23 protein-coding genes, 4 tRNA genes and 1 pseudogene are annotated in these 21,157 nt (G+C 70.6%); 10 read left to right on the top strand and 18 right to left on the bottom strand.

Going from position 1 to position 21,157, the window contains the following annotated elements:
* Positions 1-370 precede the first annotated feature (370 nt).
* From rplL to ACX6XY_RS15655, 8 genes are all read right to left on the bottom strand, one after another.
* Positions 371-760: a 50S ribosomal protein L7/L12 gene (rplL, locus tag ACX6XY_RS15690; protein ID WP_460330672.1), complete on the bottom strand. Its 390-nt coding sequence runs from the start codon at positions 758-760 to the stop codon at positions 371-373.
* A gap of 113 nt (positions 761-873) precedes the next feature.
* Positions 874-1,401: a 50S ribosomal protein L10 gene (gene rplJ, locus ACX6XY_RS15685; protein ID WP_460330669.1), complete on the bottom strand. Its 528-nt coding sequence runs from the start codon at positions 1,399-1,401 to the stop codon at positions 874-876.
* A 342-nt stretch (positions 1,402-1,743) separates the two neighbouring features.
* Positions 1,744-2,748: a hypothetical protein gene (locus ACX6XY_RS15680; protein ID WP_460330666.1), complete on the bottom strand. Its 1,005-nt coding sequence runs from the start codon at positions 2,746-2,748 to the stop codon at positions 1,744-1,746.
* Between the two features lie 140 nt (positions 2,749-2,888).
* The gene (rplA, locus tag ACX6XY_RS15675) at positions 2,889-3,611 is read right to left on the bottom strand and encodes a 50S ribosomal protein L1 (RefSeq protein ID WP_460330663.1); all 723 of its coding nucleotides are present in this window, start codon (positions 3,609-3,611) and stop codon (positions 2,889-2,891) included.
* An 80-nt stretch (positions 3,612-3,691) separates the two neighbouring features.
* Positions 3,692-4,126, bottom strand: coding sequence for a 50S ribosomal protein L11 (rplK, locus tag ACX6XY_RS15670; RefSeq protein ID WP_156726493.1), 435 nt, complete (start codon positions 4,124-4,126; stop codon positions 3,692-3,694).
* A gap of 171 nt (positions 4,127-4,297) precedes the next feature.
* Positions 4,298-5,227 (bottom strand): transcription termination/antitermination protein NusG, encoded by a 930-nt coding sequence (gene nusG / locus ACX6XY_RS15665; protein ID WP_460330659.1) that lies wholly within the window; start codon positions 5,225-5,227, stop codon positions 4,298-4,300.
* 81 nt (positions 5,228-5,308) lie between these two features.
* Positions 5,309-5,590, bottom strand: a complete 282-nt coding sequence (secE, locus tag ACX6XY_RS15660) for a preprotein translocase subunit SecE (RefSeq protein ID WP_460330656.1) — start codon at positions 5,588-5,590, stop codon at positions 5,309-5,311.
* 108 nt (positions 5,591-5,698) lie between these two features.
* Positions 5,699-5,771: transfer RNA gene (locus ACX6XY_RS15655), tRNA-Trp, on the bottom strand.
* 159 nt (positions 5,772-5,930) lie between these two features.
* On the opposite strand from ACX6XY_RS15655, the gene ACX6XY_RS15650 reads away from it, so the two are divergent.
* Positions 5,931-7,157: a pyridoxal phosphate-dependent aminotransferase gene (locus tag ACX6XY_RS15650; protein WP_460330653.1), complete on the top strand. Its 1,227-nt coding sequence runs from the start codon at positions 5,931-5,933 to the stop codon at positions 7,155-7,157.
* A gap of 127 nt (positions 7,158-7,284) precedes the next feature.
* Complete coding sequence (locus ACX6XY_RS15645; protein ID WP_460330651.1) at positions 7,285-8,307, top strand: adenosine deaminase; 1,023 nt, start codon at positions 7,285-7,287, stop codon at positions 8,305-8,307.
* Positions 8,308-8,369: 62 nt separating this feature from the next.
* On the opposite strand, the pseudogene ACX6XY_RS15640 reads toward ACX6XY_RS15645, so the two are convergent.
* Positions 8,370-8,705, bottom strand: a pseudogene (locus ACX6XY_RS15640) (TetR/AcrR family transcriptional regulator); the annotation flags it as partial.
* A 20-nt stretch (positions 8,706-8,725) separates the two neighbouring features.
* On the opposite strand from ACX6XY_RS15640, the gene ACX6XY_RS15635 reads away from it, so the two are divergent.
* A complete protein-coding gene (locus ACX6XY_RS15635; protein WP_460330648.1) occupies positions 8,726-9,229 on the top strand; it encodes an NAD(P)-dependent oxidoreductase in 504 nt (167 codons plus the stop codon).
* Between the two features lie 94 nt (positions 9,230-9,323).
* Here ACX6XY_RS15635 and ACX6XY_RS15630 read toward each other — a convergent pair whose 3' ends face one another.
* From ACX6XY_RS15630 to ACX6XY_RS15605, 6 genes are all read right to left on the bottom strand, one after another.
* A complete protein-coding gene (locus ACX6XY_RS15630) occupies positions 9,324-10,499 on the bottom strand; it encodes a UDP-N-acetylmuramate dehydrogenase (protein WP_460330645.1) in 1,176 nt (391 codons plus the stop codon).
* Between the two features lie 38 nt (positions 10,500-10,537).
* Positions 10,538-10,966: a MaoC family dehydratase gene (locus ACX6XY_RS15625; RefSeq protein ID WP_460330642.1), complete on the bottom strand. Its 429-nt coding sequence runs from the start codon at positions 10,964-10,966 to the stop codon at positions 10,538-10,540.
* A gap of 2 nt (positions 10,967-10,968) precedes the next feature.
* A complete protein-coding gene (locus ACX6XY_RS15620) occupies positions 10,969-11,421 on the bottom strand; it encodes an FAS1-like dehydratase domain-containing protein (protein ID WP_460330639.1) in 453 nt (150 codons plus the stop codon).
* A gap of 90 nt (positions 11,422-11,511) precedes the next feature.
* On the bottom strand, positions 11,512-11,676 hold the full coding sequence (gene rpmG / locus ACX6XY_RS15615) for a 50S ribosomal protein L33 (RefSeq protein ID WP_003948671.1): 165 nt from the start codon (positions 11,674-11,676) through the stop codon (positions 11,512-11,514).
* Positions 11,677-11,764: 88 nt separating this feature from the next.
* Positions 11,765-11,837 (bottom strand) — tRNA-Met (locus ACX6XY_RS15610).
* A 45-nt stretch (positions 11,838-11,882) separates the two neighbouring features.
* Positions 11,883-11,955 (bottom strand) — tRNA-Thr (locus ACX6XY_RS15605).
* Between the two features lie 302 nt (positions 11,956-12,257).
* Between ACX6XY_RS15605 and ACX6XY_RS15600 the strand changes: the two genes are divergently transcribed.
* Both ACX6XY_RS15600 and ACX6XY_RS15595 read left to right on the top strand, forming a co-directional pair.
* Positions 12,258-13,547 (top strand): amidohydrolase family protein, encoded by a 1,290-nt coding sequence (locus tag ACX6XY_RS15600; RefSeq protein ID WP_460330635.1) that lies wholly within the window; start codon positions 12,258-12,260, stop codon positions 13,545-13,547.
* 91 nt (positions 13,548-13,638) lie between these two features.
* Complete coding sequence (locus ACX6XY_RS15595) at positions 13,639-14,295, top strand: NAD(P)H-binding protein (RefSeq protein WP_460330632.1); 657 nt, start codon at positions 13,639-13,641, stop codon at positions 14,293-14,295.
* Between the two features lie 148 nt (positions 14,296-14,443).
* On the opposite strand, the gene ACX6XY_RS15590 is transcribed toward ACX6XY_RS15595, so the two are convergent.
* Positions 14,444-14,525: transfer RNA gene (locus ACX6XY_RS15590), tRNA-Tyr, on the bottom strand.
* Positions 14,526-14,692: 167 nt separating this feature from the next.
* On the opposite strand from ACX6XY_RS15590, the gene ACX6XY_RS15585 reads away from it, so the two are divergent.
* Positions 14,693-15,181, top strand: coding sequence for a YajQ family cyclic di-GMP-binding protein (locus tag ACX6XY_RS15585; protein WP_460330629.1), 489 nt, complete (start codon positions 14,693-14,695; stop codon positions 15,179-15,181).
* Between the two features lie 28 nt (positions 15,182-15,209).
* On the opposite strand, the gene ACX6XY_RS15580 is transcribed toward ACX6XY_RS15585, so the two are convergent.
* Together ACX6XY_RS15580 and ACX6XY_RS15575 are read right to left on the bottom strand one after the other, a co-directional pair.
* Positions 15,210-16,532 carry a tyrosine-type recombinase/integrase gene (locus ACX6XY_RS15580; protein WP_460330626.1) on the bottom strand — a complete coding sequence of 441 codons (1,323 nt, stop codon included), beginning with the start codon at positions 16,530-16,532 and terminating at the stop codon, positions 15,210-15,212.
* Complete coding sequence (locus ACX6XY_RS15575; RefSeq protein WP_460330623.1) at positions 16,525-17,346, bottom strand: helix-turn-helix domain-containing protein; 822 nt, start codon at positions 17,344-17,346, stop codon at positions 16,525-16,527. Before ACX6XY_RS15575 ends, ACX6XY_RS15580 begins: the two co-directional genes overlap by 8 nt.
* 142 nt (positions 17,347-17,488) lie before the next feature.
* Here ACX6XY_RS15575 and ACX6XY_RS15570 point away from each other — a divergent pair, with 142 nt between their 5' ends.
* The 4 genes from ACX6XY_RS15570 to ACX6XY_RS15555 all read left to right on the top strand — a co-directional run bounded on the left by ACX6XY_RS15570 (position 17,489) and on the right by ACX6XY_RS15555 (position 20,772).
* A complete protein-coding gene (locus ACX6XY_RS15570; RefSeq protein ID WP_460330620.1) occupies positions 17,489-17,707 on the top strand; it encodes a helix-turn-helix transcriptional regulator in 219 nt (72 codons plus the stop codon).
* Complete coding sequence (locus ACX6XY_RS15565) at positions 17,707-18,150, top strand: hypothetical protein (RefSeq protein WP_460330617.1); 444 nt, start codon at positions 17,707-17,709, stop codon at positions 18,148-18,150. Before ACX6XY_RS15570 ends, ACX6XY_RS15565 begins: the two co-directional genes overlap by 1 nt.
* Positions 18,151-18,220: 70 nt before the next feature.
* A complete protein-coding gene (locus tag ACX6XY_RS15560; protein ID WP_460330615.1) occupies positions 18,221-19,204 on the top strand; it encodes a bifunctional DNA primase/polymerase in 984 nt (327 codons plus the stop codon).
* Positions 19,201-20,772 (top strand): hypothetical protein, encoded by a 1,572-nt coding sequence (locus ACX6XY_RS15555; protein WP_460330613.1) that lies wholly within the window; start codon positions 19,201-19,203, stop codon positions 20,770-20,772. Before ACX6XY_RS15560 ends, ACX6XY_RS15555 begins: the two co-directional genes overlap by 4 nt.
* Positions 20,773-21,157: the final 385 nt, after the last annotated feature.

The following is a 21,157-nucleotide window of genomic DNA, read 5'->3' as shown; positions in this document are numbered from 1 at the left end:
GGGTTTTGATACGACCCACGACTCCCTCGGAGGCTTGCTGTTGTCAGCCACCGCGGCAGACCCCTCGCCGCAGTGACGCCATATCCACACTGCCCTGTTCGCCATCGATCCATGCCTCGGATCCCGGATCGATGTGACGACGCGTCCTGAGAATTGCGCGCTGCGTGCGGTTCGTCAAGGCCCCCCTGTCCGAAGCCGCGTACGACGAAGATCACCATACTCGGCACAGCTCCCAGTGCAAGGCACCCGTCACGGGAACGCCGAAGGGCGACCACCCACATGGGTGATCGCCCTTGGCGAGCAATCCGTTACACCCGAAGGTGCGCGGGACGCTGGTTCACCGAGTCAGCGACTCGGGGAGCCAGTGAGGTCACTTGACCTCGACGGAGGCGCCGGCGCCCTCGAGGGCCTCCTTGGCCTTGTCCGCGGCGTCCTTGGCGACCTTCTCGAGGACCGGCTTCGGGGTGCCGTCGACGAGGTCCTTGGCCTCCTTCAGACCCAGCGAGGTCAGCTCACGCACGACCTTGATGACCTGGATCTTCTTGTCGCCGGCGCCGGTCAGGATGACGTCGAACTCGTCCTGCTCGGCAGCGGCCTCCTCGCCACCGGCGGCGGCGCCGCCGGCGGCGACGGCGACGGCGGCCGGGGCGGCGGCGGTGACGTCGAACTTCTCCTCGAAGGCCTTCACGAACTCGGAGAGCTCGATGAGGGTCATCTCCTCGAACTGTGCGAGCAGGTCGTCCTGGCTGAGCTTCGCCATGATGGCGTCCTTCCACTAATTCGGCTGGTGCCGGATGTACATGTGTGGCGGGCGTACGTTCGGGCCCGCTGCGACCGACGCCCTAGCGGGCGGCGGTCATGACGCGAGCCGAATTACTCGGCACCGCCCTGCTCGGCCTGCTTGGCGCGAAGCGCTTCCGCGGTGCGGACGAACTTCGACGGAAGCGCCTGGAAGAGCGCGGCAGTCTGGGACTGCTTGCCCTTCATGGCACCCGCCAGCTTGCTGAGCAGAACCTCGCGGGACTCGAGGTCCGCAAGCTTCTTGATCTCGTCGGCGGACAGCGCCTTGCCTTCAAGGACACCGCCCTGAATGACGAGAGCGGGGTTCTCCTTGGCGAAGTCACGAAGACCCTTCGCCGCCTCGACCGGGTCACCGGTCACGAAGGCGACAGCCGTCGAGCCCTTGAGGTGCTCGTCCAGCGGGATCCCGGCCTCGTTGGCCGCGATCTTGGTCAGCGTGTTCTTCACCACACGGTACTGAGCGTTCTCGCCGAGAGAACGGCGGAGCTGCTTGAGCTGCGCCACGGTCAGTCCGGTGTAGGACGTCACAACAGTTGCGTTGGACGCACGGAGCTTCTCCGTGATCTCCGCAACGGCTGCGACCTTGTCGGACGTCGCCATGAGCCTCGGCCTCCTTCCGGGGTGATGATCCTCGACTGACCTTTCGATCAGCCGCGTTCGCCGGACCGCCTGCATCAGGCACGTGAAGAAGGGAGCTCTACAAGACGAAACGCCCCGGCGCGGGCGCACGGGGCGTGGCTCGACCGGACGGATCGTAAGATCCGGCGGGAGCTACTCCACAGACACCTGCGCGGGCCGTCCGCAGTTCAGCGGATTCCTTCGGCCACCACGCCCACAGGATGGGCACGGCAACGACCAGCGGTCTTTGGCTTCCGTGGAAGAGTACGCGAAGGCGTACGCGCCGAGCAAATCGGGCCCGGCGCGCGTGCCCCGCGGTCGCGCTCAGACGTCGCCGTCGGTACCGCCGATGCCTGCCTGATCGCCCTCGCCGTTCTCGCCGTCCTCGCCCAAGGCGTCCTCCCCGATCTTCTTCAGCATCTCCACGAGGTCAACGGTTTCGCTGGCGGGCGGGGTCTCCACCTCAGCCTTGGTGTCGTAGTCGGAGTACTTCGCCGACATCTTGACCGTGCCCTCGGGGCTGTCCATGCCGACGTCCATCCGGACCGGGTAGCCGTCCTCGTTCACCCAGACCTCGGTGTCGTACCCCTTGATGCCCGCCTTCTCGATCGTGTCGAGGAGCTCGTCGCGATCCTTCTTGTCCAGCATGCTGAGGGAGTCGTTGCTCTCCGCCATCTCCGAGACGGTGAGCGTGCCCTTGTAGTGCTGGGTCTCCACGCCGTCGACCTTCTGCGGACCGACGTGCTTGAGGTTGGGCGACTCCAGCAGCATCGCCAGCTGCTCCGCCGGGTCCTGGTTCATGTCGTCCAGACCGCCGGTCATCTGCTTCATGAGGTCGGCGTCGCCGGACTCCTCGGCCATGGCGGCCAGGTCCAGCTTCATCCAGCGCTTGCCGTCCATCTCGTCCTTGGCGGCATCGCCCATGTCCATGTACATGACGTTGTCGCGCCAGAGCATCCGGATCTTGTCCGGGGCTCCCGGTGCGCTGCCGAAGGCCGAGCCGTCCATCGTGACGTCCATGACGGTCGGGTCCCAGCCCATGACGCCGGAGAGCTTCAGATCGCCGCCCCCCTCCATGCCCTCCGTGCCCTCCATGCCCTCGGGCATCTGGACCGACACATCGATCTTGGCCGACTTGGCGGCCGCGGTCTTCTCGTACGCGGCGGTCAGGACATCCGTCGCCGTCGAACGGGACTGGTCCTTCTCGCGCCACTTGCCCGCGATTCCGTCGTCGCTGCCACCGCAGCCCGCGACACCGACCATGGCCGCCGAGGCCACCAGTGCCACTCCGGTCCGCCGGTACGCCCGCTGGTGCATACGTGTGCTCATGTCCCCACCCTTGTGTGATGTCGTTCTTCCCGGACGCTATCGCATCGCCCGAACCACTCGAACAGAAAAAGCCAGGGCCCCGCGCCCCCCGACGAGTCGAGGAGTGCGGGGCCCGGCCACGCTTCAGCGCACCGTCAGGTTCAGACGGCGGCCGGGTCCTCCTCGACGAGGAGGTTGCGGGTGCGGTTCGCGTCCAGCGGAATGCCGGGGCCCATCGTGGTGGTGATGGCGGCCTTCTTGATGTAGCGGCCCTTCGCGGCGGACGGCTTCAGACGGAGGATCTCCTCCAGCGCCGCGCCGTAGTTCTCCACCAGCTGGGTGTCGTCGAAGGACACCTTGCCGATGATGAAGTGCAGGTTCGCGTGCTTGTCGACACGGAACTCGATCTTGCCGCCCTTGATGTCGTTGACAGCCTTGGCGACATCGGGGGTGACGGTGCCGGTCTTCGGGTTCGGCATCAGACCACGCGGGCCGAGGACCCGGCCGAGGCGGCCGACCTTGCCCATGAGGTCCGGGGTGGCGACGACGGCGTCGAAGTCCAGACGGCCCTTCGACACCTCGTCGATCAGCTCGTCGGAGCCGACGATGTCGGCGCCCGCGGCGAGCGCGGCCTCGGCACGGTCACCGGTCGCGAAGACCAGGACCCGGGCGGTCTTACCGGTGCCGTGCGGGAGGTTCACGGTGCCACGGACCATCTGGTCGGCCTTGCGCGGGTCGACGCCCAGACGGAAGGCGACCTCGACGGTGCCGTCGAACTTGGTCGCGGAGGTCTCCTTGGCGAGACGGACGGCCTCGAGCGGGGCGTAGAGCTTGTCCCGGTCGATCTTCGCGTCCGCAGCGCGGAGAGTCTTGCTGCGCTTCACTGCTACTCCTGGAGTTCAGGGATGGAGTTGTGGTGCGGGCCAGCGCTGGCCCTGCCACAGGGGTTCGAGACGGGTGGGGTTCAGCCCTCGACCGTGATGCCCATGGAACGGGCGGTGCCAGCGATGATCTTGGACGCGGCGTCCAGGTCGTTGGCGTTGAGGTCTTCCATCTTGGTCTGCGCGATCTCGCGGATCTGCGCCTCGGTGACCTTGGCGACCTTGGTCTTGTGCGGCTCGCCGGAGCCCTTCTCGACGCCCGCGGCCTTGAGAATCATCTTGGCGGCCGGCGGGGTCTTGGTGATGAAGGTGAAGGAGCGGTCCTCGTAGACCGTGATCTCCACCGGCACGACCCAACCGCGCTGCGACTCGGTCGCGGCGTTGTAGGCCTTGCAGAACTCCATGATGTTGACGCCGTGCTGACCCAGCGCGGGGCCGACCGGCGGGGCCGGGTTGGCTGCGCCGGCCTGGATCTGGAGCTTGATAAGCCCCGTGACCTTCTTCTTCTTGGGAGGCATTGCTCTCTCCGGGTCCTAGTGAGAGTGATCCGCCCACATCCGGTCATCCGGATGGAGGCATACCGCACAACGATAACGGGTATCTGTATGCGGCTAAAAACCGAGCAGGTCAGACCGGCTTTGGGGGCCGGTCTGACCTGGTCGGAAGCGGTGGTGCCAGAGGTCCAGAAGTCAGTTCTTCTGAATCTGGTCGAAACTCAGCTCGACCGGGGTCTCGCGGCCGAAGATCTCGACCAGGCCCTTGACCTTCTTCGAGTCGGCGTTGATCTCGTTGATCGTCGCCTGCAGCGTCGCGAACGGGCCGTCGGTGACGGTGACCGAGTCGCCGACCTCGAAGTCCAGGACCTGGACCTCGACCTTGCGCTGCGGCGTCGGCTTGCCCTCGGCCTCGGCGGCCTCGCGGGCGGCCTTCTCCTCGGCCTCCGGGGCGAGCATCTTGACGATCTCGTCCAGGGTCAGCGGGTACGGGTCGTAGGCGTTGCCCACGAAGCCGGTGACGCCAGGGGTGTTGCGGACGACGCCCCAGGACTCGTTCGTCAGGTCCATGCGCACCAGGACGTAGCCGGGGAGCTTGTTCTGACGGATGGTCTTGCGGTCGCCGTTCTTGATCTGGACGACCTCTTCCTGCGGCACCTCGGCCTGGAAGATGAAGTCCTCGACGTTCAGCGAGACGGCGCGCTGCTCCAGGTTGGTCTTCACGCGGTTCTCGTAACCGGCGTAGGTGTGGATGACGTACCACTCGCCGGGCAGGAAGCGGAGCTCCTCGCGCAGGGCCGCGATCGGGTCGACCGGCTCGGCGGGCTCGACGTCCGCGGCCTCGGCCTCGGTCTCGTCCGCGGCTTCGGTCTCGTCCGCGGCTTCGTCCGTGGCCTCGGTCGCGTCGGCGTCGGTCGCGTCAGCATCGGTCGAGGCGGCGCTCTCGGACGCGTCCTCGACGTGCAGGGCGGCCTCTTCCGCGGGCGTGCCCGCGGCGGCGTCGGCAGCCTCGGCCTGGTCCGGGTCCAGGGAGTCCGCCGCCTCGACGATGCCGAGCTCGTCCGCTACGGACTCGACAGCGCCCCCGCGAGGCTCAGCGGCGTCGTTCAGGTTCGGGTCAGACACTGTGGCTGCTTCTTCCTGGATACATATGGGTGGAACGCGCGAAGGGACGCCGAGAGGGCGCCCTTCACTCGACTTCTGGTTCTAGCCGAAGACGTACTTGACGGCTTCCGCGAAGCCGAAGTCAACCGTCATCACGAACGCGATCATGATGACAACGAAGATAATGACCACTGTGGTGTAAGTGGTGAGCTGATGACGAGTCGGCCAGACGACCTTGCGGAGTTCGGCGACGATCTGCCGGTAGAAGAGCGCGAAGCGGCCGAACGGGCCCTTCTTGGCGCGCTTGCCGCCCTTGCGGCCCTTCTTCTTGTCCGCCTCGTCCGGGGCATCAGGCATGTCGATGGAGCCCACGGCGTCCGTCACTCGTCCTCACCTGATTCCGGGTCGTGGCCGTGCCGCGCCCGGCTGAGCCGCACGGCTGTGCATTGCGGTACATACATGCGCACACATCCTGGCGAAAGGTGTGTGTAGCAGGGCCGGAGGGACTTGAACCCCCAACCGCTGGTTTTGGAGACCAGTGCTCTACCAATTGAGCTACGACCCTTTGATTTCCCCCAACCTACCGCATCCACCCGAGTGCGCGGTGTGCGCACGGTGGGCGCGGCCGATGAGGGCCAACGAGGGAAGAGTGTACGTGGTCTGCGCCTCCGCGTCGAACAGACTGCGCTGCGCCCGCGCTTCGGCCTGTGTTGTGATGGGGTCCATGAGCGCTGCAACTCCTCCGACCGAGCGCCGGGTCTCCGCCCGCATCGGTGCGATCTCCGAGTCCGCCACCCTCGCCGTCGACGCCAAGGCCAAGGCCCTCAAGGCCGCCGGGCGCCCGGTGATCGGCTTCGGTGCGGGCGAGCCCGACTTCCCGACGCCGGACTACATCGTCGAGGCCGCCGTCGAGGCCTGCCGCAACCCGAAGTACCACCGCTACACCCCGGCCGGCGGCCTGCCCGAGCTGAAGGCCGCCATCGCCGCGAAGACGCTGCGCGACTCCGGCTATGAGGTCGAGGCCGCGAACGTCCTGGTCACCAACGGCGGCAAGCAGGCCATCTACGAGGCCTTCGCCACGATCCTGGATCCGGGCGACGAGGTCATCGTGCCGACCCCGTACTGGACCACGTACCCCGAGTCGATCCAGCTCGCGGGCGGTGTGCCGGTGTACGTCACCGCGGACGAGACCACCGGCTACCGGGTCTCCGTGGAGCAGCTCGAGGCCGCCGTCACGGAGAACACCAAGGTCCTCCTCTTCGTCTCGCCGTCGAACCCGACCGGCGCGGTCTACACGCGCGAGCAGGTCGAGGAGATCGGCCGCTGGGCCGCCGAGAAGGGCCTGTGGGTCCTGACCGACGAGATCTACGAGCACCTGGTGTACGGCGACGCCGAGTTCTGCTCACTGCCGGTGGTCGTGCCCGAGCTGCGCGACAAGTGCGTCGTCGTGAACGGCGTCGCCAAGACGTACGCGATGACCGGCTGGCGGGTCGGCTGGGTCGTCGGCCCGAAGGACGTGGTCAAGGCCGCGGCCAACCTCCAGTCGCACGCCACGTCCAACGTCTCCAACGTGGCGCAGGCCGCCGCCATCGCGGCCGTGTCCGGCGATCTGACCGCCGTGGCCGAGATGCGTACGGCCTTCGACCGGCGCCGTCAGACCATCGTGCGGATGCTGAACGAGATCGACGGCGTCGTCTGCCCCGAGCCCGAGGGCGCGTTCTACGCGTACCCCTCGGTGAAGGGCCTGCTCGGCAAGGAGATCCGCGGCAAGCGCCCGGCCACCACGGTCGAGCTGGCCGCGCTGATCCTGGACGAGGTCGAGGTCGCGGTCGTACCGGGCGAGGCCTTCGGCACGCCGGGCTACCTGCGGCTCTCGTACGCGCTGGGCGACGAGGACCTGGTCGAGGGCGTCTCGCGGATGCAGAAGCTGCTGGCCGAGGCGCGGGACTGACGCGCACGCGCGCGTAGGCGCGAGCGGGCCCCCGGCTTCGGCCGGGGGCCCGTTTGTTCGTTCGGGCCGGTACCTCGTGGGAGAAAGCGGCTACCCGGACGGCGGTTCCGTACGGCAAGATCGGTGAATGGCGCGCGTACGTGATCTGACCCAGCTGCCCAAGGCCCATCTGCATCTGCACTTCACCGGGTCGATGCGGCCCTCGACCCTGATCGAGCTCGCCGACAAGTACGGCGTCCATCTGCCCGACGCGCTGACCAGCGGGGAGCCGCCGCGGCTGCGGGCGACGGACGAGCGGGGCTGGTTCCGCTTCCAGCGGCTGTACGACATGGCCCGCTCGTGTCTGCGCGAGCCCGACGACATCCAGCGGCTGGTGCGCGAGACCGCGCAGGAGGATCTCGCGGACGGCTCGGGCTGGCTGGAGATCCAGGTCGATCCGACCTCGTACGCGCCCCGGCTCGGCGGGCTGATCCCGGCGCTGGAGATCATCCTGGACGCGGTGGACTCCGCGTCCCGCGAGACCGGGCTCGGGATACGCGTGCTGGTGGCGGCGAACCGGATGAAGCACCCGCTGGACGCGCGGACGCTGGCGCGGCTCGCGGTGCGCTACGCGGACCGCGGGATCGTCGGCTTCGGGCTCTCCAACGACGAGCGGCGCGGCATGGCCAGGGACTTCGACCGGGCCTTCGCGATCGCCCGCGAGGGCGGGCTGCTCGCGGCGCCGCACGGCGGTGAGCTGACCGGGCCCGCGTCGGTGCGGGACTGCCTGGACGACCTGGCCGCGGCGCGGATCGGGCACGGCGTACGGGCCGCGGAGGACCCGGCGCTGCTGCGGCGGCTCGCAGAGCGCGGGGTGACCTGCGAGGTGTGCCCGGCGTCCAATGTCGCGCTCGGGGTGTACGACAAGCCCGAGGACGTACCGCTGCGCACCCTGTACGACGCCGGGGTGCCGATGGCGCTGGGCGCGGACGACCCGCTGCTGTTCGGGTCGCGGCTGGCCGCGCAGTACGAGATCGCGCGCACCCGGCACGGGTTCGACGACGCCGAGCTGGCCGAGCTGGCCCGCCAGTCGGTCCGCGCGTCGGCCGCGCCCGCGGACGTACGGCAGCGCCTGCTGACCGGCGTCGACGCCTGGCTGAACGCCGACTGACGCGACTGAGCGGCTGAACGGCTGAACGGCTGAACCAGACGTCAGCCGATCCCCCGCAACCGCTCCCGCATGGCCGCTTCGTGGCGGCGCTTGAGCTGGGGCTCGGCGTACAGCGACGCGGCGATCGGGAAGCTCTGCTCGTAGAACAGCGCGGCGGCGCGGGCGATCTCGGTGAGGTTCTGCTCGACGCTCCGCTCCCCCGGCTCCTCGATGAGCTGACGCAGCAGCGGGGCCAGCCGCGGCAGTCGCTCGCGCAGCACGGTCACGAACAGTTCTTCCTTGCTCGCGAAGTACTTGTAGAGCGCGGCCTCGGAGCAGCCCGCCTCCTTGGCGATCTCCTTGGTGGTAGCCCGGACGAGCCCGACGCTGAGCATCAGGGTGTGCGCGGCGTCCAGGATCCGACCCGGCCAGGCTGACGGTGACCGGCGAAGGGCTCCAGGTGCGTACGGCGGATCTCTCCGACCCGGAGGCACTGGGCTCCGCCGTGTCGGGGCGCGACGCGGTGCTCTCCGGCCTCGGGGCCCGCGGCATGCGGGACGCCCGCGCGGGGATCGCGACGCGGCTCACCCGTCCGGTTCTCCAGGCGCTGGACATGGAGGGCGCCCGGCGCTTCCTCGCGGTGAGCGCGGCCCCGCTGGCGCCGCAGCCGAAGGACCAGACGCTGGTGCAGCGCCGCGTGGTGGGGCCGCTGGTCGGCACCCTGCTGCGGCCCGTCTACACGGACCTCGCGCGGATGGAGGAATGCGTCGGGCGGAGCGCGACGAACTGGACGCTGGTACGCCCCCCGAAGCTGCTGAACAGGCCGCTGACGCGCGCGTACCGGACGGCGTACAACGAGAACCTGCGCGGCGGCGGGATCATCGGGCGGGCCGATGTGGCCCACGCGATGCTGGCGATGATCGACGACCCGGCGGCGTTCTAGCAGGCCGTGACGGTCGCCTACTAGGCCTAGGGGCCGACGGGATCCAGGGGGCCGACGAGAGGTCCAGGGGGCCGGCGGGAGGTCCAGGGGTCGGCTAGAGGCTGACGCCGACCGTCACCGGCTCGTTGACCAGCGTGACTCCGAAGGCGTCCCGCACCCCGGCGACGACCTCGCGGGCGAGGGCGAGCAGGTCGTCCGTGGTGGCCTCGCCGCGATTGGTGAGGGCCAGCGTGTGCTTGGTGGAGATCCGGGCCGGTCCGGCGCCGTACCCCTTGGTGAACCCGGCCTTGTCGATCAGCCAGGCCGCCGAGGTCTTGGTACGGCCCTCGCCCGCCGGGTACGCGGGCGGGGTGACGTCGGGGCCGAGCCGGTCGGCCACGCGCGCGTGGAAGGCCGCGAGCTCATCCGCGTCGAGGACCGGGTTGGTGAAGAACGACCCGGCCGACCAGGTGTCGTGGTCCTCGGGGTCGAGCACCATGCCCTTGCCCGCGCGCAGCTTCAGCACCGTCTCGCGCGCGGTGGCCAGCGGGACGCGGTCGCCCGCCTCGACGCCGAGCGCGCGGGCCGTCTCGGGGTACTTCAGGGGCGCGCTCAGCCCGTCGGCGTCCTCCAGCTCGAAGCGGACGCGCAGGACGACGTAGCGGCCGGGGTCGGCCTTGAAGCGGCTGTGGCGGTACGCGAAGGCGCATTCCGCGTTCGGCAGGGTGACCGTCTGGCCGGTCGTCCGGTCGTACGCGACGACTTCGGTGATGACGGAGGAGACCTCCTGGCCGTACGCGCCGACGTTCTGGATCGGCGTGGCGCCGGCGGAGCCCGGAATTCCGGCTAGGCACTCGATGCCCGCGAGGCCCGCGTCGACGGTGCGGGCGACGGCGTCGGTCCACACCTCGCCCGCCGCGAGCTCCAGCTTCGTACCGTCGAGCGCGAAGCCGGTGGTGGCGATCCGCAGGGCGGTTCCGGCGAAGCCCTGGTCCCCGATGACCAGGTTGCTGCCGCCGCCGATGACCAGCAGTTCGGTACCGGCGGCGTCGGCCGCGCGGACGGCCGCGACCACCTCGTCGTCGGTCGTCGCGGTGATCAGTCGGGTCGCGGGGCCACCGAGCCGGAAGGTGGTCAGCGGGGCGAGTGGGGCGTCGTGGAGTTCCTGCACGCGCTCAAGGGTACGAGAACGGCCCCGCGGATCCGGGCGGGGCCGCTGCCGACGTCTACCGCTACCGTCCGCCGCCTGCCGTCGGTCGCTTGCCGTCCGCCGACGCCGTCCGTCCGGCACCTGCCGTCCGTTCGATGCCTGCCGTCCGTCCGCCGCCGTCAGGCGAGCTGCACGACCGCGCGGGCCATGCCGAGGACCTTCTGGCCCGCGCTCATCGCGGTCAGGTCGACACGCACCCGGTTGTCGTCCAGCTTGGCCGCGACCTTGCCGCTGACCTCGATGACCGCGCCCTCGTCGTCGTTCGGGACGACGACCGGCTTGGTGAAGCGCACGCCGTACTCGGCCACCGCGCCCGGATCGCCGACCCAGTCGGTCACCACGCGGGCCGCCTCGGCCATGGTGAACATGCCGTGCGCGATGACGTCCGGCAGCCCGACCTCACGCGCGAACTTCTCGTTCCAGTGGATCGGGTTGAAGTCGCCGGACGCGCCCGCGTACCGCACGAGCGTCGCGCGCGTCACGGGGAATGCCTGGGCCGGCAGCTCGGTGCCGACCTCGACGTCGTCATAGGAGATCTTCGCTGCCATCGTCACGCCTCCTCGGCCGCGCGCGCCACGAGCTTGATGGAGGTGGTCACCACATGCTCGCCCGTCTCGTCGTGGACCTCACCGCGGATGTCCAGGATGTCGTTGCCCGCCATGGACTTGATCGCCTCGATGGTCGAGGTGACCGTCAGCCGGTCCCCCGCGCGCACCGGGCGGGTGTACGCGAACTTCTGGTCGCCGTGCACCACCCTGCTGTAGTCCAGGCCCAGCCGCGGGTCCGCGATGACCTCGCCCGCGGCCTTGAAGGCGATCGCGAAGACGAAGGTCGGCGGGGCGATCACATCCGGGTAGCCGAGCGCCTTGGCGGCGTCCGGGTCGGTGTAGGCGGGGTTGGCGTCCCCCACCGCCTCCGCGAATTCACGGATCTTCTCGCGCCCGACCTCATAAGGGTCGGTGGGCGGGTAGGTCCGCCCGACGAAGGACTGGTCGAGCGCCATGTGCTCGGCACCTCCTACAGCAGAGTCGATGTGACAAAACGACGCGAGGCCGCCCCCGCAAAAGGGGACGGCCTCGCGTACGAGCCTGTTTCAGCGCGTCTCGCGGTGCGCGGTGTGCGCGTTGCAACGCGGGCAGTGCTTCTTCATCTCAAGACGGTCCGGGTTGTTGCGCCGGTTCTTCTTGGTGATGTAGTTCCGCTCCTTGCACTCCACGCAGGCCAGCGTGATCTTCGGGCGGACGTCGGTGGCAGCCACGTGAGTGCTCCTTGACGGACGGATGGACGGATGAACGCAGACAAGAGTAGCCGACCGGAGGACCGACCCCACAATCGGCTACTGTTCGTAGCGGTGACCGGACTTGAACCGGTGACACAGCGATTATGAGCCGCTTGCTCTACCGACTGAGCTACACCGCTTTGATGCGGGGTCCCTCACCGGGAGGTGAGGGTGCCGCACATCAGAGCCCCAAAACGGAATCGAACCGTTGACCTTCTCCTTACCATGGAGACGCTCTGCCGACTGAGCTATTGGGGCGAGCGATGAAGACATTACACGGTCGGCCACCGGTTCCCCAAATCCGTTTACCCAAGTCCGTTCGGGCGGGCAACCCCACCCGCCGCTCCCGTATCGGACCCCGTACCGGATCCCGTATCGGATCCCGTATCGGCCCCGCGCCGGACGCCCTCCGCCGGTATGACTATTCGGGCTACTCCCCGGACTTCCCCGAAGCGGACCGCCCCGCGTCCTAGGCTCGCGTCAGCTACGTGATCTTGCCGTGGCCACCGTGGTCCCCACCTTCCAGTCCCCAGCCCTCGGTCTCCAGCCTCAGGAGCGCGATGCCCGACAGCCAGCCGCAGCCGCCGCGCCGTGACGAGACCCCCGACGACGCCCACTCGCTGCTGCTCTGCGGGGCCCGGCTCACCGACGGCAGGACCGTGGACGTACGGCTCGGCCACGGGCGGGTCGAGGCGGTCGGGACCGCGGGCAGCCTCACCGCGCGCACCACGCACACCGCGCGCGTGAACCTCGACGGCTATCTGCTGCTGCCCGCGCCCGCGGAGCCGCACGCGCACAGCGAAACGGCGCTCTCCGCGGGCGCGGCCGCCGACGCGGTGCCAGCCGCTTCCGCGGCGGGTCCTGTCTCGTACGACGGCCTGGAGGTCCAGCGGCGTACCACCGAGGCCGCGCTGCTCCAGCTCGGACACGGCGCCACAGCCCAGCGCTCGCACGTCGGAGTCGGTGACGCGGCGGGGCTGGGCGCGCTGGAGGCGGTGCTCCAGGCGCGCCGGTCGCTGCGCGGGCTCGCCGGCCTGACGGCCGTCGCGGTGCCCCGGCTGCTGACCGGGGCGGCGGGCGCCGACGGGCGCGCGATGCTGCGGGACGCGGTCCGGATGGGCGCCGGTGTGGTGGGCGGCCGCCCCGACCTCGATCCCGACCCGGCCGGGTACGCGGCGGTGGTCCTGGAGCTCGCGGCCGAGCACGGCTGCGCGGTCGACCTGCACACCGGCGGCGACGATCCGGCGTGGCTCGCGCGGTTCGCGGAGATGGCGGGCGGGCTGCGGCCGCGGGTGGCGGTCGGGCCGTGCGGCCAGCTCGGCAGGGCGCCTGCCGAGCTGGCGTCCCGTACCGCCGAGGCGCTCGCCGCGGCCGGGGTGTCGGTGGTCTGCCTGCCACAGGGCGACTGCGGGGGGCTGGCCGGGCGCGGGATGACGACGGCGCCCGTACGGCTGCTGCGAGCCGCCGGGGTGCGGGTGGCGGCGGGCAGCGGCGCGCTGCGGGACGCGGCGAATCCGGTGGGGCGCGGGGATCCGCTGGAGGCCGCGTATCTGCTGGCCGCGCAGCACGGGCTCGCGCCCGACGCGGCGTACGGCGCGGTCAGCTCGGCGGCACGGGAGGCGCTGGGGCTGCCCGAGGTGCGCGTGGCGGCCGGTTTCCCGGCCGAGCTGCTGGCCGTGCGCGGCGAGGGTCTCGCGGGGGCGCTGTCACTCGCGTACAGCCGGATCGTGGTGCATCAGGGGCGGGTGGTGGCGCGGACCAGTGCGGTGCGCGAGTACTGCGACTCCGCGGTCGCGGTGGCCCTCGACCTGCCCCGGCAGGGCCGCGCGAAGAGCACCGGCCCGTCCTGAACGGACGCGCGCGTAGCGTGAAACGCCTCGCCGTGAGGGCGCGTTCGAGGTTGCGCGGCGCGGCCGCCCGACCCGGCGTACGGTCGGAGGCATGCGCATTGTCATCGCGGGCGGACACGGACAGATCGCACTGCGCCTTGAGCGGCTGCTCAGCGCGCGGGGCTACGAGGTCGCGGGCCTGATCCGCGACCCCGGCCAGGGCGACGACCTACGGGAGGCCGGCGCCGAACCCGTCCTGTGCGACCTGGAGTCGGCCACGGCCGAAGAGGTCGCGGCCCATCTCCAGGGCGCCACCGCGGCCGTCTTCGCGGCCGGTGCGGGCCCCGGCAGCGGGACCGGACGCAAGGACACCGTGGACCGGGCGGCCGCGGTCCTGTTCGCCGAGGCCGCGGAACGGGCCGGGGCACGCCGGTACATCGCGGTCTCCGCGATGGGCGCCAGCCCGTCCCGTCCGGGTGACGAGGTCTTCGACGCCTATCTGCGCGCCAAGGGCGAGGCCGACGCCGACCTCCGCGCCCGCGAGGGCCTCGACTGGACGATCCTGCGCCCCGGCCTGCTGACGGACGACCCCGGCACCGGCCTGGTCCGCCTGGAGGCGTCGACCGGCCGCGGCCCGATCCCCCGCGACGACGTGGCGATGGCGATCGCGGAACTGCTGGACACGCCGGGGGCGGCGGGCCTGACCCTGGAGCTGATCAGCGGCACGACGCCGATCCCGGTCGCGATGAAGGACATCGCGGGCAACTGACGGCGTGCCCGGCGAGCCCGGCGAGGACGACGCCCTGCCGCCCTCGGCCAGGCGGCGGCGCGTCCACTCGAACTCGCCTGAGCCGAACCGCATGACAAAGGGCCCTTGGCCTGCGTCAGTCGCAGGCCAAGGGCCCTTTGTTTCCGTGTGGCGGCGCCAGGATTCGAACCTGGGAAGGCTGAGCCGGCAGATTTACAGTCTGCTCCCTTTGGCCGCTCGGGCACACCGCCGGGTTTGCCGCCGTGGAGCCCCGCTCTGCGGCGGATCTCCCTGGCAACGACGTAAACAATACCTGATGCACAGGGGTGCTTCGCCACCCGGTTTACCGGGCACCGGCGCGCGCGGGGGTGGCTAGGCTTTGAACCCCGAACCCCCGAGCTACAAGGAGCCACAGGACATGGCCGACTCCAGTTTCGACATCGTCTCGAAGGTCGAGCGGCAGGAGGTCGACAACGCCCTCAACCAGGCTGGCAAGGAGATCTCCCAGCGCTACGACTTCCGCAACGTGGGCGCCTCGATCGCCTGGTCCGGCGAGAAGATCCTGATGGAGGCGAATTCGGAGGAGCGGGTCAAGGCGATCCTCGACGTCTTCCAGTCCAAGCTGGTCAAGCGCGGGATCTCGCTGAAGGCCCTGGACGCCGGCGAGCCGCAGGTCTCCGGCAAGGAGTACAAGATCTTCGCCTCGATCCAGGAGGGCATCTCCCAGGAGAACGCCAAGAAGGTGGCGAAGATCATCCGCGACGAGGGCCCGAAGGGCGTGAAGGCCCAGGTGCAGGGCGACGAGCTGCGGGTCACCTCCAAGAGCCGGGACGACCTGCAGGCCGTACAGGCGCTGCTCAAGGGCCAGGACTTCGACTTCGCCCTGCAGTTCGTGAACTACCGCTGATCAAGTCGTCTGACCTGCACGGACGTTGCTAAGCAGACTTCACAGGGCACAACGGGGGCACATCGCCGAGGCCAGCCTCGACCGCCGCTCTCGTTGTGTCCTTCTCATCGGGCCACAGATGCGTGTACGTGTCGAGGGTGATCGACGGCTTCGCATGGCCGAGCCGCTTCTGCACCGTCTTGACGTTCTCCCGGTGCCTGATGAGCAGCGAGGCGTAGAAGTGCCGTAGGTCGTGCAGGCTGGCGCCGTCCGGCGCCTCGACGCGGGACGGTTCGCCGCCCTCGGGTTTCCCGCTGCGAACCCACGTCGTACGCGCCCGCTCGTACGCCTCGGCGAGCGCCTTGTTCGCCCTCCGCCGAGTTCTCCCCCATACATGGGACCAGGCGCCACGCCGGACCGGCTTGCGGTCCTGGTTGGGGAAGATCAGCCGCGCGGTGCGCTGGCGGGGCTTTCGCGGGTCGGTCCGGTCCTCGATCTTCACTGCGGGTGCGGGGAACCGTTCAAGGTGCGCGGCCAGCGCGTCCACCGCCGCTTTGGTGAGCGGCACCGTGCGGTAGCTCTCGTGCGTCTTGGGCTCGCCGAGGTACGGCTCGCCCTCCTCGGGGTCGATGAGTTGCTGCCGAACGGTCACTTCGCGGCGCAGGAAGTCGACGCCGTCGACCTCAAGCCCGAACAACTCCCCCTGCCTGAGGCCGGATGACGCGGCGAGCAGGAAGAGGGCGCGGTAGCGGGCGGGGGCCGCGTCGACGAGCGCGCGCACGGCGTCCGCGTGCAACGGCACGATCTCGGCCTTGCGCTGCCTCGGCAGTCGCACGCCCTCGCAGGGGTTACTCGCGATGATCCGGTCACGTACGGCTGTCTGCATTGGCGTGATCAGGTAGGTGTACGTCACGGCCAGCGTCGAGGGGGCGAGCACCTGCGACCGGTCCTTGATCCAGGTCTGTACGTCCGAGGGCCGGATGCTGGATATCGGGCGGTCGCCAAACGCCGGGTAGACGTGATTACGCAGCCCGCGCTCGACGCGAGAGGCCGTGGTCGGCCGGTGTACCGCCGAGGTCCGCCACCGCTCGGCGACGGCCCTGAAGCTCTCCTTGCCCGCGGCGGGGTCGACGTACAGGCCGCGGTCGAGGTCGGCCTTGACGGTGGCCGCGCGAGTCTCGGCCGCGGCGCGCTTGTCGAAGTTCTCTTTGCGCTGCTTCCCGCTGGCGTCGCGCCAACGGACTTGCCACCGCTTGCCCGTGCCGTGCTCGCCGCTCGGGACGAGCTTGCGCGTCTTGCTGGTGTGCTCGGCGCACGCCTTGTCGTCCTTGCCCGGGCGCGACTTGTGCCACCTGTCGTAGACCTCAGCCATTCGATTCCTTCCCCTTGATGGGTCCGATGTCTGCGTGGTCGAGCGGTTCCGGCTCGCCGGGCCGCTTCTCGTGCGCCTTGACGACGGGTTCCAGCTCGGCCACGAGCGAGCGTGTGATGTGGCCACGCGCGGACTGGAGCGCGCGCTTTCCTTCCGGCAGTTCGCCCCGCTCTCGCAGGCGCGCCTCGCGTTCCGCGGCGAGGCCGTGCCCCCAGGTCTCGCGCGCGGCGTACGCGACGTAATGCGGAGTGGTGCCGATCCGCTTCGCCGCTTTGGTCTCCGCGTCGTCGGGCCTGTCCTGCGTATAGCGCAGTTGGGCGTTGGGCGGCCATGGAGAGTTCGCTTCCATGTAGGCCAACGCCTGTGCCGTTCGACGGGCGGTCTCTTCTGCCGTCTGATCGCTGACGCCCTTCACATGCCAGCCGCCGGGGGCGTGCAGCGCGCGAGAACTCGGATTGTGGTCGCCGCCGAGCACGCGGCGTACCTCGCGCTCGTAGACACCGACCTCGGACGTCAGCCACACGGTCCCCTCGGGCAACAGGTCACCTAGCGGGCGCCCGTAGACGAGCGGCAGCATGACCAACTCGACAGCGGAGAGCGCGCGGCGCCCCCGCTCGATCTGACCGACAGTCGGCCTGTGCCACGAGAGGCCGAGTTGCTGCGCGGTGCGCGCCACGTCTTCCGCAGTGCGGCCCGCGTCCTCCCGCACGCTCTGGAGCCGCTTCCCGATCGCTTCACTGAAGGTGGGGGCCTGCGACAGGGCGCGTGCCCAACGCTCCTGGTCATCCGCGGCGGGGGCGGAGTTGCCCGCCACGGGCCCGCCCTCCGGTGCTCGTTCCTTGCCATCACTTCGCTCCATGGAGCGCAACAGTACATTCCGCTGGACACGGGTGCGGAAGATCGCTAAGTTTCGAGAGCACGAATTCATAACGCTTCAACTAGAGGAGTCGAACACCGTGCCTCGCGCCCCGCTCTCCAGCGTCACCACCTCGGACCGCCGCAAGCTCGCTACCGCCCGCGAACTCGCCGACTACTGCGGCGTGCCGCTCGCGACCGTCTACCAGTGGAGCCACCGCGGGGGCGGCCCCCGCTTGATCAAGGTCGGCCGTCACCTGCGCGCCCGGTGGGAGGACATCGAGAGGTGGCTCGACGAGCAAGCGATAGACGCCGCGTGATGCGCGCCCCGCTCGACCACAGCGCACACAAAGGCCGTCGGCGCGCCAACGCCGACGGCCCGAACGCCCTCGCCTGCCACTTCGCCAGTGATCACCAGCGGTACCGGGGCTCTCACCACCCGGCCCGCTCGGAAGGACGCTCCACCGTGCACACTACGCACCCGCGCCGCTCAACTGCCCCGCCGACGCTGACCTACCGCCTGCCCGTCTGGCACGGGTGGGCGGTCCTGCCCGACCCGACCCGGGAGTACGGCGGGCTCACGCCCACGCCCCCGGGCCTGCGCGCCCGCGTCGTCATCGGCGACGCGCGCGAGATCGCCGACCACACCGCGCGCGGACTCGCAGCGGCCCTGGCCGACTGCTCCGGCTACCAGGTGCACGGCACCGACCCGTACGGCCTCGCCGCTGTTTCGGGCGTGCTGGCCGTGCTGCTGGGGCGGTGACACCTTGCCCTCCCCCACCACTCCCGATCCGCTGCGCGTAGCCCTGTGGCTGGCTGCTCAGGGTTACGCGGTGCACCCGCTCGCCCCGGGGCTGAAGGTACCGGTACGCGGCTGCGACCGCTGCTCGCCGGGCACGGCCGAGCGCCCAAATCCCGCGTACGTCGAGCACGACGGGCGCGCCTGCCTGTGCCTCTCCGAGGGGCGCGCCTGTCACGGAGTCCTCGCCGCCACTACCGACGCCGACCGGATCGCCGCATGGTGGGCGCGCACGCCCGCCGCCGGGGTCGGTGTCGCCGCCGGGACGTCTGGGCTCGTGATCCTCGACGTCGACTGTCACGGCGGGGACGTGCCGAGCGACCCCGAGCGGCTGCTGCCCGGCGTCGAGTTGCTTGACGACATTGCCCCGGGCAGCGTCCTCGACGGCCGTGACGTGCTCGCGCTGCTCGTCGAGGCGCGCCGCGCCACCCTGCCCGGCTGCGCACCGGAAACGCTCACCGTGCGCACCCCTTCGGGCGGAGTGCACTACTGGTTCCGGGCGCCCGCCGGTACACAGTGGCGCCCGCAGGCTGGCGCGCTCGGCTGGCAGTTGGACGTGCGCGCCGGAGCCTCGTACGCCGTCGCCCCGGGCACGGTCACCCACAGCGGCGCGTACACCGTGCTCGGGGACTGCCGCACGGTCGCCGAGCTGCCCGTGTGGCTAGCCCGGGACCTTGACCGCACCGGGCACCGCGTACGCCCCGAGCGGCCCCGTATTGTCCTGCCCTGGCACCCGCGCACGATGGGGAGCGGGTACGTGTCCGCCGCCGTCGAGGCCGAGCTGCGCGTAGTCGCCGAGGCGCCGTCCGGCACCCGTAACGACACCCTTAACCGCGCCGCGTACAACCTCGGCACACTGTGCGGCGCGGGGCGCCTCGACCTCGCCCAAGTCGCCGACGTCCTCGCCGATGCCGCCCGGCATGCGGGACTGCCCGAGCGCGAGGCCGCCGCCGCGATCCGTTCGGGACTGGCCGCGGGCGAGCGGCACCCGCGCACCCTGACCGGGGCCGCCGCGTGACCCAGGCCCCCACCTTCAACCCGACCGCCGCCGCGCGCTCCGTCGTCCCCTTCCGCCGACCGGAAGCGAACGGGGAGCAGCCGCGCGCCCCGAAGCAGGACCAGCGGCCACCGCAGGCCGAGGTGCTGCGCGTGCTCGGACAGAACCGTTTCCGGTACCTGCACCACAACGGCGCCTCGTACGCCGTCCCATACGACGGCCCACCCGTCGCCGTGCCACTGCGCGCCACCGCCCACACCGGAACGGGCAGCCTGCGACAGCACCTCATCCGCGCGTACGTCACCGAGCAGAACCGCACCCCTTCGCAGTCCGCGCTCGCCGACGCCCTCGGCGCCCTCGACGCGCTCGCTATGAACGCCCCCGAGGTCGAGCTGCCGCTGCGCATCGCCGCCGACCCGGACCACACCGCCGTTACGTGGCTCGACCTCGGCCACCCCGACGGGCAGTCGGTACGCCTCGCCCCGGACGGCTGGACGCTCACGTACCCGGACGTCGAGGCCGGGCCCGTGTGGCGGCGCAGTCGACTCGTGCGCCCCCTGCCGCGCCCGGACCGCGTACCGGGCGGGTGGCGTGCGGGTATCGAGGAGTTCGCCGCGCTGCTGCCGTTTACGCGCGAGACGCTGCCGCTCGCCGTCGGCTGGCTGCTCGCGGCCCTGCGCCCCGGCATGCCGCGTCCGGTCGCCTACCTCACGGGCGAGCAGGGCACGGGCAAGAGCACGTCGGGGCAGATGCTCGCCGGGGTCATCGAGGGCCCCCGCGCGCCGCTGCGCCAGGCGCCCGAGAACCTGCGCGACCTCGGGCCGACCACCGCCGCCGGTTGGGTGCTCGCCCTGGACAACCTCTCGGGCCTGCCCGGCTGGCTGTCGGATGCCCTGTGCCGCATCGTGACCGGTGACGCGCAGGTGACCCGCGCCCTGTACACCGATGACGACGTGAACGTGCTGGTCTACCAGCGGCCCGTACTGCTCACCGGCATCGACCTCGGGGCTCTGCGCAACGACCTCGCCGAGCGCATGCTGCCGCTCGAACTCCAGCCCATCCCCCGCCACAAGCGGCGCACCGCGGGTGACCTGTGGGCCGTGTACGAGCAGGCGCACCCGCGCATCCTCGGCGCGCTGCTCGACCTCGCCGCCGAGGTGTGGGCCGACCTCCCTCACGCCGCCGCCGAGCTGACCGAGCGCCCGCGTATGGCCGACTTCGCCGAGCTGCTGCATGCCCTCGACCGCGTCACCGGCTGGCGCAGCCTCGACGCGTTCACCGGGGCGCAAGACGCGCTGAACGACGCCGTCCTCGACGGTCACCTGGTCGCCGCCGCACTGCGTGAGTGGACCACCGCGCCCGCCTTCCCGCCCGGAGGGTGGCAAGGCACCATGGCCGAGCTACACCGGCAACTCGGCAGCGACGGACGCGGCCTCGCCGACGGCTGGCCCAAGACGCCCGCCGTCCTCAGCGCCCGCATTCGCCAGGTCGCCCCCGCGCTCCGCTCCCGCGGTATCCATGTGGCCCGCGCCTCGGGCAGCAACAAGAACGGCAAGGTATGGGCCGTCACCTATGCCCCGCCGTCATGACCCGCCCCGACACTCCACCCCCTACGCGCCCCGGTACGGCACACTCGCCGCCCGGGGCGCTTGTTTGTCCGGGGGACGCGTCGGGGACGCCCAGGGGACGCGCGCGGCATCGCGAGCCGTCCCCCATAGAACCCGATCATGCGGAGGGAACGGGCGCACCGACCGGCGTGGGGGACGCGGGGGACGCTCCCGGACCCCTTCCCCTCTGTCTCAGTCAGAAGGGAAGGAAGGGGCATAGAGGGGAAGCCGGAAACGGCGTCCCCTGCGTCCCCGCCGTCCCCCGTCACACCACGGAATGTCGCACCGCGACCGGTCGTGACCTTGCGCGCGGGGGCGCGCGCGAATACCGCCCCCCACTGACAATCGGCCGTGCCCCGCTGCCTCG

It is taken from the genome of Streptomyces sp. O3 (assembly GCF_054788135.1).
Note: the sequence above shows the minus strand (reverse complement) of the source record. Positions and strands in the feature narration are given on the sequence as shown.

Excerpts from the sequence above, each read along its gene's own strand:
- ACX6XY_RS15565 (WP_460330617.1), top strand. The coding sequence starts at position 17,707 with ATGCGCGCCCCGCTCGACCACAGCGCACACAAAGGCCGTCGGCGCGCC.
- rplJ (WP_460330669.1), bottom strand. The coding sequence starts at position 1,401 with ATGGCGACGTCCGACAAGGTCGCAGCCGTTGCGGAGATCACGGAGAAG.
- ACX6XY_RS15595 (WP_460330632.1), top strand. The coding sequence starts at position 13,639 with ATGCGCATTGTCATCGCGGGCGGACACGGACAGATCGCACTGCGCCTT.
- rplL (WP_460330672.1), bottom strand. The coding sequence starts at position 760 with ATGGCGAAGCTCAGCCAGGACGACCTGCTCGCACAGTTCGAGGAGATG.
- ACX6XY_RS15680 (WP_460330666.1), bottom strand. The coding sequence starts at position 2,748 with ATGAGCACACGTATGCACCAGCGGGCGTACCGGCGGACCGGAGTGGCA.
- ACX6XY_RS15580 (WP_460330626.1), bottom strand. The coding sequence starts at position 16,532 with ATGGCTGAGGTCTACGACAGGTGGCACAAGTCGCGCCCGGGCAAGGAC.
- ACX6XY_RS15625 (WP_460330642.1), bottom strand. The coding sequence starts at position 10,966 with ATGGCAGCGAAGATCTCCTATGACGACGTCGAGGTCGGCACCGAGCTG.
- ACX6XY_RS15650 (WP_460330653.1), top strand. The coding sequence starts at position 5,931 with ATGAGCGCTGCAACTCCTCCGACCGAGCGCCGGGTCTCCGCCCGCATC.
- ACX6XY_RS15620 (WP_460330639.1), bottom strand. The coding sequence starts at position 11,421 with ATGGCGCTCGACCAGTCCTTCGTCGGGCGGACCTACCCGCCCACCGAC.
- rplK (WP_156726493.1), bottom strand. The coding sequence starts at position 4,126 with ATGCCTCCCAAGAAGAAGAAGGTCACGGGGCTTATCAAGCTCCAGATC.
- ACX6XY_RS15600 (WP_460330635.1), top strand. The coding sequence starts at position 12,258 with ATGCCCGACAGCCAGCCGCAGCCGCCGCGCCGTGACGAGACCCCCGAC.
- ACX6XY_RS15645 (WP_460330651.1), top strand. The coding sequence starts at position 7,285 with ATGGCGCGCGTACGTGATCTGACCCAGCTGCCCAAGGCCCATCTGCAT.
- ACX6XY_RS15585 (WP_460330629.1), top strand. The coding sequence starts at position 14,693 with ATGGCCGACTCCAGTTTCGACATCGTCTCGAAGGTCGAGCGGCAGGAG.